Origin of the sequence: Neobacillus sedimentimangrovi (assembly GCF_010614825.1) — a bacterium.
Taxonomy (GTDB): domain Bacteria; phylum Bacillota; class Bacilli; order Bacillales; family Cytobacillaceae; genus Neobacillus; species Neobacillus thermocopriae.
Window position 1 is genome coordinate 35,965 of the sequence record NZ_JAAFZF010000020.1, and the last position, 13,129, is coordinate 49,093.

General features: G+C 35.9%; 13 protein-coding genes. 2 read left to right on the forward strand and 11 right to left on the reverse strand.

The window, feature by feature from the left end:
* Positions 1 to 71 precede the first annotated feature (71 nt).
* From GZA11_RS08745 to GZA11_RS08760, 4 genes are all read right to left on the reverse strand, one after another.
* Entirely contained in the window at positions 72 to 1,238 is a 1,167-nt protein-coding gene (locus GZA11_RS08745) for a sulfite reductase subunit alpha (protein ID WP_163183498.1), read from the reverse strand.
* A gap of 209 nt (positions 1,239 to 1,447) precedes the next feature.
* Positions 1,448 to 1,816 carry a fluoride efflux transporter CrcB gene (gene crcB / locus GZA11_RS08750; protein ID WP_163183499.1) on the reverse strand — a complete coding sequence of 123 codons (369 nt, stop codon included), beginning with the start codon at positions 1,814 to 1,816 and terminating at the stop codon, positions 1,448 to 1,450.
* Positions 1,813 to 2,187 carry a fluoride efflux transporter CrcB gene (crcB, locus tag GZA11_RS08755; RefSeq protein WP_163183500.1) on the reverse strand — a complete coding sequence of 125 codons (375 nt, stop codon included), beginning with the start codon at positions 2,185 to 2,187 and terminating at the stop codon, positions 1,813 to 1,815. The genes crcB (GZA11_RS08750) and crcB (GZA11_RS08755) overlap by 4 nt, the downstream gene beginning before the upstream one ends.
* Positions 2,188 to 2,472: 285 nt before the next feature.
* On the reverse strand, positions 2,473 to 3,411 hold the full coding sequence (locus GZA11_RS08760; protein WP_163183501.1) for an AEC family transporter: 939 nt from the start codon (positions 3,409 to 3,411) through the stop codon (positions 2,473 to 2,475).
* 152 nt (positions 3,412 to 3,563) lie between these two features.
* On the opposite strand from GZA11_RS08760, the gene GZA11_RS08765 reads away from it, so the two are divergent.
* Entirely contained in the window at positions 3,564 to 3,815 is a 252-nt protein-coding gene (locus GZA11_RS08765; protein ID WP_163183502.1) for a transcriptional regulator SplA domain-containing protein, read from the forward strand.
* Entirely contained in the window at positions 3,812 to 4,840 is a 1,029-nt protein-coding gene (gene splB, locus GZA11_RS08770) for a spore photoproduct lyase (protein WP_163183503.1), read from the forward strand. Before GZA11_RS08765 ends, splB begins: the two co-directional genes overlap by 4 nt.
* Before the next feature lie 201 nt (positions 4,841 to 5,041).
* On the opposite strand, the gene GZA11_RS08775 is transcribed toward splB, so the two are convergent.
* The 7 genes from GZA11_RS08775 to GZA11_RS08805 all read right to left on the reverse strand — a co-directional run bounded on the left by GZA11_RS08775 (position 5,042) and on the right by GZA11_RS08805 (position 12,395).
* Entirely contained in the window at positions 5,042 to 5,593 is a 552-nt protein-coding gene (locus tag GZA11_RS08775; protein WP_163183504.1) for a GNAT family N-acetyltransferase, read from the reverse strand.
* Between the two features lie 131 nt (positions 5,594 to 5,724).
* On the reverse strand, positions 5,725 to 6,657 hold the full coding sequence (locus tag GZA11_RS08780; RefSeq protein WP_235924925.1) for a bifunctional helix-turn-helix transcriptional regulator/GNAT family N-acetyltransferase: 933 nt from the start codon (positions 6,655 to 6,657) through the stop codon (positions 5,725 to 5,727).
* Positions 6,658 to 6,836: 179 nt separating this feature from the next.
* Positions 6,837 to 8,408, reverse strand: a complete 1,572-nt coding sequence (locus tag GZA11_RS08785) for an L-lactate permease (protein ID WP_163183506.1) — start codon at positions 8,406 to 8,408, stop codon at positions 6,837 to 6,839.
* A 45-nt stretch (positions 8,409 to 8,453) separates the two neighbouring features.
* Complete coding sequence (locus GZA11_RS08790) at positions 8,454 to 9,389, reverse strand: L-lactate dehydrogenase (RefSeq protein WP_163183507.1); 936 nt, start codon at positions 9,387 to 9,389, stop codon at positions 8,454 to 8,456.
* A gap of 452 nt (positions 9,390 to 9,841) precedes the next feature.
* Complete coding sequence (locus tag GZA11_RS08795; RefSeq protein WP_163183508.1) at positions 9,842 to 10,429, reverse strand: hypothetical protein; 588 nt, start codon at positions 10,427 to 10,429, stop codon at positions 9,842 to 9,844.
* Complete coding sequence (locus GZA11_RS08800) at positions 10,419 to 10,751, reverse strand: PadR family transcriptional regulator (protein ID WP_269153371.1); 333 nt, start codon at positions 10,749 to 10,751, stop codon at positions 10,419 to 10,421. Before GZA11_RS08800 ends, GZA11_RS08795 begins: the two co-directional genes overlap by 11 nt.
* A 522-nt stretch (positions 10,752 to 11,273) precedes the next feature.
* Positions 11,274 to 12,395, reverse strand: a complete 1,122-nt coding sequence (locus tag GZA11_RS08805) for a glycerate kinase (RefSeq protein WP_163183509.1) — start codon at positions 12,393 to 12,395, stop codon at positions 11,274 to 11,276.
* Between the last annotated feature and the right edge of the window lie 734 nt (positions 12,396 to 13,129).

A 13,129-nucleotide genomic window follows, 5' to 3' on the forward strand; every position in this document is an offset into this window, starting at 1 on the left:
AATCCCTCGAACCATGCGGATCGAAGGATTGCAATTTAACCCTATAATCTTGTAAACGTACTTTCTGTTATTTAATATACATCACGTTGATAACGGCCCTGCTTCTGCATTTCTTTCAAATATGCTTCAGCTGCATCTCGAGGCATTGCGCCTTCTTTTTCAATGATAGTAATCAGAGTTTCATGAACGTCTTTGGCCATATGTTCCTTATCACCACAGACGTAGAAATAGGCACCTTTTTCAATCCACTCAAATAATTCCTTGCTATGTTCAAGCATTCTGTGCTGTACATACACTTTTTGTTCCGAATCGCGGGAGAATGCAGTATCAATTTTCGTCAATACACCATCTTGTTGATATTTCTCCAATTCTTCTTGGTAAAGGAAATCCGTTGCTTTATGCTGATCACCATAGAATAGCCACATGCGACCAGCTGCTTTATTTACGGCACGTTCCTCAATAAAAGAGCGGAATGGAGCAATGCCTGTACCAGGGCCAACCATAATGATATCTTTATCATGAGACTCTGGTAAATGGAAATGTTTATTTGGCTGTACAAAGACTGGAAGTGTATCTCCTTCCTGAACACGCTCTGCACATAATACTGAGCAAACGCCTTTTCGATCACGTCCATGTGCCTTATAGCGTACCGCACCAATCGTTAAATGAACTTCATCTGGATGAGCGGCCATACTGCTTGCAATGGAGTAAAGGCGTGGTGGCATTTTTCTTAATAAAGAAACGATTTCCTGGGCAGATGCTTTCCATGGACCAAAATCCCGTAACATATCCAATAAATCACGCCCATAGCAATACTCTTTTAATTTGTCCGCATTTTCAGCTAACACAAGACTTTTCAATTCTTCATTTTCTGTAAAGGAAGCAGCCTGCTGTAAAATTTTCTTTGTTAATAGGGTGATTTCATAATGGTTTGTCAGCGCTTCCTTTAATGACATTGTTTCCCCTTGTTTACCAACGGTGACAATTGTTTCTTCATCCCAACCCATTTCCTCTATAAGGGAAGCCACAAGCTCCGGATCGTTTGAAGGGACGATACCTAGTGCATCTCCGGGTTTATAAGAAAGACCTGAACCTTTTAATGATAACTCTAAATGTCTTGTTTCTTTATTAGAACCAGATCCATTTAAATTTATATTTTTAAGAATTTTAGCTTGAAATGGATTCGTCCTTGAATACGCACTTTTGGTATTTTTCGGATTGTCTGCAGTCATTTGCATTGCTCTTACCTCCAAAAGTTATATATAGTATTTTGACACATCATGGTCAAATAATTTCACTCCTCAAATCTTATTATATACGAGGAAACGATTCCTTTTTAAAATTCTTTTAATTTAGAAAATAAATAATTTTATAAAAAACATTTTGTTTTATAGATGAACACTTTCTCCCTTCCCATCTATTGTCTTGTACGACGAACTTATTTCGTTTACCCAATAAAGCTCCCAATCACATATCCTAAATAAGCAAGGATCATTCCTGCACTATAAGTGATGATTATGTAAAGTAAAAAATTTTTGTTATCCTTATTTAAGTAAAGTTTTATTAATTCTAGTTTAAATGTAGAGAATGTCGTAAATGCCCCCATAAATCCTGTACCCAATAAAAGCATGATCATCGCATTTGCGTGAGCACCTGTAATAATTCCTAATAGAAAGGATCCTATTAAATTTACGATGAGGGTTCCCATCGGTATACGATTTGGTGCTATTCCATTTAATTTCTTGCTAATAAAATACCTAGCCATGGCTCCAAAAAATCCGCCAAGCCCAACTAATAAAATATGTACGGCTGTCATGATTCTTGCGCCTCCTGATTCATATAAAAACCTAGTCGACACATTCCTAATCCTCCAAAAATACTTATGGTTACATAAACAATCCCTAACAAAGGATGTCCATTCTGAAACAATTGAACAGTTTCTACACTGAGAGTGGAAAAGGTGGTAAACGCCCCAACCAATCCAGTTCCAACAATGGTTGCCGTATCAGGAGAGATCGATAGTCTTTTAAAAAAATTAGTGGTTAACCATGCCAATAGGAAGCTCCCAATTAAATTAATAATTAATGTGGAATATGGAAATGTGCTATCCGTAAAAATCATAATACCTACTAAATACCTTAAAATAGCCCCTAGCATCCCTGCTAAACCGACCCAAAAGTAAATCATTCCCTACCCCCTAATGAAAATATGGACGTTTGCACTCCGAGCACTTTCCTTTCTTCTGGCGTCTGTAGTGCTTCTTAGCACCATAGCACCTCCTGGGATGTCTAAGCCCCTGTAACACACTGAATACTTCCTTTTTCCTCATCTCAAAAAGGATATACGTATTATCAAGGAGTCTTTTTGGCTCCCATCATTTTCAAAAAAGCCAATGTTCTGATTCCCATACAAAAAGGATAAATTTTTTTATACATATCATTCTTAGCTATTATATAAGAGAGTAGTTTAATTTCATATGATAAAAAATTCAACTATCCAGTAAAGAAACGGGATGGTAAAAATACATAAAAATGTCGTAAGCAATACACCTAAAGATGAAAAAATAGCATCTCCCCCATATTTTTGTGCATAGAGAGAAATCGTAGGTGCGGAAGGCATTCCTGACACAATAACAGCCAGCAGTAACAAGGAAGTTGGGACAGAGAATACCACAAACGGAATTAATAGTAATGGAATGAATAAAAGTTTTGCGATCGCCATTTTCCATAGGGAAAGATTTTTCAACATGGAAAGAAGGGTCTCATATTTCACATGGGCCATTAAACTCCCGATCAATATCATCGATAGCGGAATCGTCATTTTTCCAACTATTTCGAGACTGTTAGAAACAAGTTGAGGCAAACGTATGGGTAATAAAAAAATGACCAATCCTGCTACTGTAGAAAGAATTCCTGGATTCAGGAAGACCGGTTTCCATCTTAAGCCGGTCTCTTTTTTATTAAAGAGATAGATCCCATAAGACCAAATTAGTAATAAATAAAAGATATTAAACATTGTTAAGTAAACAATTCCTTGTTCCCCAAAAATAATAAATATGACAGCATATCCAATAAACCCTTGGTTTCCAAAAATAATTAATCCTTCGTATACACTTTTTTGTTTATCTGGAAGTCGAGAAAGTCTTCTCATCCATATGGCTAGAAAAATGGATAAGACAAGCACATAAACAGACATGAAAGTAAGCCACAAAAATTCTTTAACTAACGTAATTGAAAAGGAAATATCCATTGAAAATATAATCAAAGCTGGCAATGTTATATAAAGAATCAATTGTGTTAACACATCATTGGCATTTTCATTAAGTATTTCACTCTTCCTCGCAATAAAGCCTAATAGGGCCATTCCATAAAGTGAAACCATTTCCTGTAAAAATTCTCCTGTCGTATCCATGAAATCCCCTCCTTTTTTAATGGTATGAACCCATCATTAAGAAGGTTATTAATTATAGGAATGACAGACATTCCTTTCCAATATCAAACAATTATAAATAAAGGAAAGATAGAAAAACCTAAAAAAGACTTGACTTTAATGAAGGTGATAGAATGGAACATCAACAATTTCAAGCAGGAGATATCGTCTATGTTTTTTATCGGAATCCCCATACACAAGATGTTGCCAATATTCAAGAAGCAGCAGTCGTAAAAAATCCTGATAAACCAGATGAATGGGCTTTATTTTTGTATGAAACCTATTACCCGTTGACCGATGAAATTGCTGTATATCGTACGGAAGAGGAAGCAAACCTTGCATACAATTATTATTATGGAGATGAGTCAGAAGGGGTTTTACAATGATTCAACCATTTACACCTAAACTTGTCTATTTTGAACCAGATGCTTTAAATTATCCCCTTGGTAAAGAACTATACGAAAAATTTAAAAAGATGGATCTAGAAATTCGGCAAACCACTTCCCATAACCAAGTAAGAAATCTACCGGGGGAGAACGATTTTCAAAGGTATCGAGTGGCAAAGTCGACATTGGTAGTTGGAATTAGAAAAACCCTTAAATTTGATACTTCAAAGCCATCAGCTGAATATGCAATCCCATTTGCAACGGGGTGCATGGGACACTGTCATTATTGTTATTTACAAACCACAATGGGAAGCAAACCATACATTCGTACATACGTCAATGTAGATGAAATTCTTGAGGCTGCCGATAAGTACATGGAGGATCGAGCTCCAGAGATAACACGATTCGAAGCATCTTGTACTTCTGATATTGTCGGGATTGACCATTTGACCCATTCTCTTAAACGAGCCATTGAGCATTTTGGAAAAACTGAACTTGGCAAATTACGATTTGTTACAAAATTCCACCATGTCGATCATCTATTGGATGCTAAACATAATGGGAAGACAAGGTTTCGTTTCAGTGTGAATGCTGATTACGTCATAAAAAACTTTGAACCAGGTACTTCCCCTTTGGAGAAAAGAATCGAAGCTGCAGGAAAAGTTGCAAGAGTAGGTTATCCTCTTGGTTTTATTGTAGCCCCCATTTATCTTCACCAAGGGTGGGAGGAAGGATATTATCAGATGTTTCAACGTTTGGCAGCTGAATTACCTCCTGAAGCAAAAAAAGATCTTACCTTTGAATTTATCCAGCATCGATTTACCAAACCAGCTAAAAGAGTCATTGAAAAGAACTACCCGATGACAAAATTAGAATTAGATGAAGAAAAAAGAAGATATAAGTGGGGAAAATATGGTATTGGAAAATATATTTATCAAAAAGAGGAAGAAGAAGATATAAAAAAACATCTATACTCTTATATGGAGAAGTTTTTCCCTGAAGCAAAATTAGAATATTTTACATGATTTGAATCTAACCTATCAACTTCATCCTATCATGGTCAATGGAGTTGATAGGTTATTTGAACCTAACCAAACCAAATTAGAAAAAACCCAATATGTAGCCAATTTTTTATAAGGTCCTTTTATTTCCTTATTCTTGTTAAATACGCTACCAAGTCATAAAGTGTATTATCTGTAGATCATATTGTATAAGTTGGGGAACGTTTAATTTTTAACATAATCATTGACCTTACAAAGCCATACCATATGGTCAAAATCTTTCCCCCAATAATCTTTTACAATTTTATAAGGTTCTCCAAATTTCCTTAACCATTTTCTTTGGGCACGCTTGTATCCACTATCTAAACAAAATTGTTCAATCCCTAATTCATGAAGATGCTTTATCATAGCATGAATCAAAGCTGATCCCACACCTTGACCTTGATAATGAGGTAATACATATAGGCTGCCCAGCTCGCCTATCGTATCTAGCTGGTAATTTGTACATTTTTTAATATCACTCCCACAAGGGCCGAAAGAAATCGTTCCAATAACATGCTCATCCAATTTTGCAACAAGAAAGCAAACATCTGAATCTTTATTATCCAATGAATATGAGAATAGATTCCTTTTATTCTCAATCTCTGCTAAAATATCTTTTTTTAAATCTCCAAGGCCCTCTTTCTCAAAAGCATCCCTAATCGATACTTCAAAAACTTCATAGACAGATTTTCTATCTTCCTTAGTAGGCTTGATTATCATAACGTCATCCATCATAACTTTCTCCCCCTTTCTTATAGAAGAAAAATTTCAATCCGCATACCACTGACTAACAATATACAAAACAACCGAAAACCCTTTCAATAATTTCATAACATGTAAATCATCATCGGGATATGGCCTTTTTATTATAGAACAAGCTCCCATGTTTCTCCGATTAAGTCTTTACCAAAGCTATGATGTTCTTCCTGTTCTACTAGCTTAAATCCAGCTTTCGCATAGATATGTCTTGCTTCTAAGAGAACGCTATTGGTCCATAAAACAAGCTTTTTGTAGCCAGCATATCTAGCAAAAGTAATACACTCTTGTACTAAACGGCTTCCAAGTCCAAACCCACGTGCTTTTGGCTCTACTAATAGGAGTCGTAATTTAGCTACTGTCTCACTACTTTGGACAACAAACACTGAACCTACAATTTCCCCATTCATTTCAGCAATAATACATTGCTCACGTTCAGGTTTGTAATGGTTAATGAAATCTGCTGTAATCTGAGCTACAAGTGCCTCAAATCGTTCATCCCAACCATATTCTTGGGCATATAGCACTCCATGCCTGTGAGTAACCCAGCCCATATCACCTGGCTGATGACTTCTTAAATAAACTGCTTCAGAAAACTTAAAGTTTTTTTTATCCAAAATTGTTTTGATATCGTGCATCGCTTTCAGTAATTTTTGTTGCTCATCTTCACTGAGCGTATTTAATAGCTCAGCAACTTCATTACGTGAACGCTGATCAAGTTCAAAAAACACCTTCATCCCTTCCGATGTAAGGCGAATATGAAACTGTCGTCCATCCTGTTCTGAACGAACTCTTTCAGTGAGCCCCTGCTCCTCAAAACGAGTTAGGATACGGCTGAGATATCCGGCATCTAGGCCTAGCTCACGTCTTAACTTAGTTGCTGTTGGATTATTACCATTCGCAATTTCAAAGAGAATCCGCACTTCAGTTAAGGAAAAAGAACTGTGCAATAACCCTTCACGCAAGGCTCCTATTTTTCGTGTAAAAAATCTATTAAACTTACGAACTTGATCAATCTTGTTGTTAAGTGTATTAATATTCACAATTATCACCCCTTTATTATTATTTACAATATACATAAAAATAGTTGACTGAGTCAAACAATTAATTGACATAGTCAACTAAATAGTTAAAAGATAAAAAAAAATCGGGCTTCCTGTTGGAAAATACCCGATTAATCATTGGTTTTCTTTTGAAAAATACTACCTTATATTAATATTTTTTAGAAAAGGAATGATAGAATTAGCGTCCAAACACAGACAAATAGTAATAATCCAAAACTGTATTTCAAGGTCATTTTCGTTAACTCAGATTCTTTTCCTACTTCTCCTACAGATGCCGTTGCAATGGCAATCGATTGTGGTGAGATCAATTTTGCCATTACTCCGCCTGCAGTGTTAGCAGCAACTAATAATGAAGGATTCGTCCCGATAATATTACCAGCAGTAGCTTGAATGGAAGCAAATAATGTATTGTTATTGACAACCGATCCTGTCATAAATACCCCGATCCAACCTAATATAGGGGATAATAATGGGAATCCTTTACCGGTTGTTGCAACCGCTTCTCCTAATACTGCTGTTAAACCCGCATAGGTCATTAATTTGGCAATAGCTAAAACAGCACAAATCATCGCAATTGGAATCCAAAATTCTTTCATGGTCGTTTTTAATAGTTGAAATCCTTTATTAAAACCAATACCTTTAGAAGTTATGATTGTCGTTATTCCGGCCAAGAAAACCGCTGTACCAGTCGCACTAATTAACCCAATACTGGAACTTAATGATGATCCTGGGATTGTAAATAAAAGATTGGTTGAAGCCAACACTTCTCCTTCTGCAAATAAAGATTTGAATAATGGTAAACTCCAAATGAGAACAAATATACTTAATAAATAGAAAGGTGACCAAGCCTTAGCAATTTTTGCAAGGGAGTATTTTTCTACCTCTACTTTTTTACCATTCATGAAAAAGATATTTTTCGGCTGCCACTTATTTAAAAAGATTGCAAGAGCTCCCATTGCTAATAAAGAAGGTATAATATCTGCTAATTCTGGGCCTAAAAAGACAGTTATCATTAATTGTGTGACTGTATATACAGCAGATACAACTAAAATAGCTGGTAAAACTTCTTTTATACCTTTTATTCCATCTATTAAAAAAATTAGTAAAAATGGAATAGTAAAATTAATAATAGGTAGAGTTAGGGCAGTCATCATCGATACATCCATGGAAGTGATCCCTTCCAATCCTAATGTACCAGTAATGGCTACCGGGATTCCAATAGCTCCAAATGCACCTGAAGCCCCATTGGCAATTAAGCAAAGCATGGCCGCTTGCAATGGATGAAAGCCTAAAGATGCTAGTAATACCGCACAGATAGCAATGGGAACACCGAAACCAGCTGCACCTTCTAAAAAAGCATTAAAACAAAAACCTATTAATAGTAACTGGAGACGCTGGTCTTGAGAGATTCCGGCAATACTCGCACGTATGACGTCAAACCTCCCTGATTCTACAGAGAGCTTGTATAACCAAACAGCTGTTATAATAATATAGCCTATCGGCCAAATTCCTTGAATCGTACCTTGTATTACACTTCCGATAGCTTCTCCCATTGGCAATTGAAAGCAAGCAGTAGCAATAATAAAGGTAACGACTAAATTCAGTAAAGCCGCATAAATACCTTTCATTCGAAAGACAGTTAAGCATAATAGAAATAACAGGATTGGTATTGCCGCTACAAGAGCGGAAATACCAATATGATGAAAAGGATTGAATGACTCAACTAACATGTTGATGAACTCCTTTGAAGTGAAATATAGTTACTGCCGAGTCAATTACTTCTTCCAAAATGGATCTTGTATTTTTTTCAATGTTGCAATAGAATTTCTAAGTCTTTCCCTTTCTTGGTCATCTAGTGATAACTCTATAATTTTCACTGCCCCTTTTCGATTAATGACTGTTGGAACGCCAATATATACATCCTCATACCCGTATTCACCATTTAATAATGTACTAACAGGTAAAACGACGTCCTCATCTCTTAAGATCGCTTTTGTTATTCTAGCCAGCCCCATTGCAATTCCATAATAAGTCGCCCCTTTTGCTTCGATGATTTCATATGCGGCATCACGTACTTCAGCAAAAATTTCATTTTTTCTTTCCTCTGTTAATTGAGGTGCAATAGGATTGCCAGAAATATTGGCAGAACTCCAGACAGCAAGCTCTGAATCTCCATGTTCACCAATAATATAACCATGGACACTTGTTGGAGTTACTCCAAATTCTTGTGCTAATAAATGGCGGAATCTTGCAGAATCTAAAATCGTACCAGATCCAATGACTCTCTCTTTTGGAAGACCTGAGAATTTCCATGTGGCATAGGACAAAATATCAACTGGATTTGTTGCTACTAAGAAAATGCCATTAAAACCCGTCTCCATTACACTTTTTACAATGGACTCAAATATCTTCATATTTTTATTAACTAAATCCAATCTTGTTTCTCCAGGTTTTTGCGCCACTCCCGCACATAATACGACAATCGCTGCATCCTTACACTCTTCGTACGTACCAAATTTAATTTTCATCGTACTAGGTGCATAAAGCACACCATGATTTAAGTCCTTCACATCCCCTTTTGCTTTTTTCTCATTTATATCGATTAGAACTAGTTCACTACACAAGCCTTGATTCATTAATGCATACGCATAACTTGATCCAACTGAACCTGTTCCAATTAAAATCACTTTGCTTCCTTGTGTTAAATCCATTTAAACTCATCTCCTACTAATAAATGGTTTATGGTTATTATTCCTATCCCCCAGAATAATAACCAGTCGGGAAAATAGTTTGTGAAATATTTCACAATTAAATTATATGTCTTTACGACTCATAACTCAACCGTAATTTGGAAATGTATTCGATTACAATTTGTCAAAAGTATGACAAATTTCCCCCTTCTCATGTGCTTTATGAATTCCCTTTTAACTGTGCTTTACATCTTTCTATTGCTAGATGGACAATGATCATGAGGGTAGAGTTATATGTATGAAAAAACCATATAGCCCGTATACAAACAAATCCTATAAACACAAAGCACCTCCTTAAACAGATACAATCCTAGTATCCATTTAAAGCGGTGCTTACATTTTGCCCCCATATTTTCACTGTTCAATTCTTCTTAAGAAAATTTTCTAATAAGTTTTTCTATCAAATGAAGCAATCACAACTTGTTTTCCCCTTTTTTCTTTAACACAATAATGGCATTACTGATAAGGCCTAATCCAATTCCAATGATTCCTCCAACGGCAGTACCAATTAGTGTGTCAATCCAACCACCAGAAAGGAATAGATCTCGACCACCGCTAGCAATAAATCCAATTAATCCACCAACAGAAATACCAAAAAACATAAATCCAGCATAAAATAGACCGATTGCTTCATGATCAGCAGGATTGAAATTTTCATAGTACTCAACAAACTTATCCTTCAAATCAGAGGACCTGGTAGTTTCACTTTGAAACTTCAATTCCTCTTTCGCACGTTCAAATGCTTCTTGTTCGGAAACCCCATTTTCCATCAAATCATTCATATAATCACTCATATAGAGAATCAAATCATTTTGTACATCAATTGATACATTTGAACGGGTCTTCAGTTTAGACAGTTTATTTGTAACCTTTCTTTTCGTCTGACCAATTTGATGTTGCAACTTTTCTAAGTAAGTCATCTCAGCTTCTTCTAAATAATATTGAGACTGCTCCTTGGCAAACTGTTTAATTTTTTCTTTCATTTCATTACTAAAGTTCATTCTTATTCATCCCTTCCTTTCTTATCATTTCAATACGATCAACCAAAAAGTCCCATCTTACCCAAAAAGAAGATAATGCCTCACGACCTCGTTCGTTTAGGGTATAAAACTTTCTTGGAGGACCTAATTCCGAAGGTTTTTTTGTAATATGAACTAGTTTGTTTTTTTCAAGTCTAAGCAACAACGCATACACAGTAGCTTCTGCAAGTTCTTCAAAGCCCAATAGGCGTAATTTTTTGGCAATCTCATAACCATATATTTCGCCGTGACTGATAATTTCTAACACTATCCCTTCCAATACGCCTTTGAGTATTACACTCATGTTCTCCAGAAAATCACCCCATTGGTATTCAACATTGTTGGTAATCAATAATATTGAGTACTACTATATAATAATATAGAGTAGTAAACTGATCAATACTATTCAATAAATTCGTTGTTATATATTTTTTGACATATTTCCCTAACCTTATAAAAATATTTCAATATCCGACTTCACACTCTCTCCAACGACTAATGGTTCAAACATTATATAAACAAAAGGACAGGGCTTATCTCTACGCCCCAAAATGCACAATTCAACAAACGGGCATTCATTGGAAAATAACTGTATTCAGGTGATTTTTTTAGTTTTAATTTGGTTTTTCATTTTGCTTCAAAATCCCCATTCTACCTAGCACAGGGAGATCTGTTATATTTTGGCTATTGGTAAATGTAAAGAAAAACATTGCTGACAAAAAGGGCACTCTAACTAAGAGTGCCCTCAACTATAAATATCGATATACTTATTTATTTTTGATAAATTATTTCACATCTATAATAGTTTAACAGTTTCACCTGTTTACTATAACTGCCTTATCCCATGAACTAAATTCATTACCTGCCTTGTTTGCTCAAAAAGAAATTCCTCTGCCCGCTCCATACACTCTTCAATAGGAACTGGTTGATTAAGGATAGAAAAACATCCACTAAACTTTTCTAATAGTGGGGTAAGATTCCCTTTAAGGCTACCGGAAATGAGAATGACAGGCACATGATGTTTTCTAGCTAATTCCGCAATATAACCAGGGGCTTTGCCAAATAGTGTCTGTTCATCACTTTGACCTTCTCCTGTAATAACTATATCTGCTTGTTGGATTGCCTCTTCTACTTGAGAGATTTCACCTACTAATTTTGCTCCTGATACAAGCTCTGAGTTCAAGGTAAGAAAAGCAAATCCAAGTCCTCCTGCAGCCCCTGCTCCAGGAATTTCACTTAATCTATTATTTGAAAACAGGTGGGAAAATCGCTCCATTGCTTTGTCGTAAGCAACAACTTGTTCTGGAGATGCGCCTTTTTGCGGACCATAAATTGCACTAGCTCCCATTTCGCCAGTTAAAGGATTCTCTACGTCACAAGCGACTTTAATTTTTACTTCTTTAAGCCGGGAATCAAGATGATCCATATTGATTCGAGCAACTTCAAGAAGGTTTCTGCCAAATATCCCAATTTCATCCCCATGCTTGTTGTACGCTTTCATACCAAGTGCAATAAGCATACCAAGACCAGCATCGTTCGTGGCACTACCACCAAGACCTATAATTAATGTTTTACAGCCATGGTCGAGTGCATCTTTTATGGCTTCTCCAAGTCCAAACGTCGTGGTATAATCTGGATTTCTCTTTTCTTTTGCCACTTGGGGGAGTCCAGCAATGTTAGCTATTTCAATTACTGCCGTATTCTTTTCCATAATGGCATAGTAGGTAGTTATTTTATTACCATCTGGACCAGTACAATTTATGGTAATCTTTTCTCCTCCTGATGTAGTAATTAATGCATCAACAGTTCCTTCTCCACCATCCGCCATCGGTTTCTCTATAATTTCATCATGCATACCGAGATCTTGTATTGCACGCTTCATTACTTTGGTTGCCTCAAGGGAAGTTAAGCTTCCTTTAAATGAATCGGGTGCCAAAACAATTTTCATTCTACATTCCTCCTATACTCATTCACTTCTACTTTATTAATAGTGAATAAGCTAAATAAATAGTGTTTACGACACTTAGTAGATTTAATTCCTCTTCATTGGGTGATTTAAACTGAGTTAATTTGCGATCACTTACCTTCATGACTTCCCTAGCCCGTTTAGCTAGAAAGCTATGCTCATTACCTGTAATAGCGATAATCAGAATGCCACGGTTTGAAAGCACTTTCATTCATTAGATGATAAAGTTCGTTTCACCGGAGAAGGAGAAAACGACAGCGAGAACCCTCAAAGTTAAATTCTCCGCCTCTTGGAGTTGATTTTCATGATTGGAATAAGAGGTTGAGTATTTTCCAAATTTTAAATGAGCGTTTCTCGCTAAAAGATGAGAATACGTCACTCCAAATAATGCAACCTTCTTTGCTTTATACATTATTACCTAAAATAAACTCTGAAATAATAATTTCAGAGTTTGTATGATCGGTAGACGATTCAATGAAGTTCAATAGCTTAGCCATAAAGTTATACATAAAAACTCCTCCACATTATCATTTTACGAGCTATTATAGTGCATATTTTAAAAAGTTTCATAAAATGAAATTTTTCTAGTTGAATCGGCTACACTTAACTGGACAATAAAAATAAGGTCAAGTAGACTAACCACCAAATTTGGGCATACTGCTTACTGTCATAAGAGATCCATTCTAGAAACTTTACGTGGAGAAGCGGGTATGCTA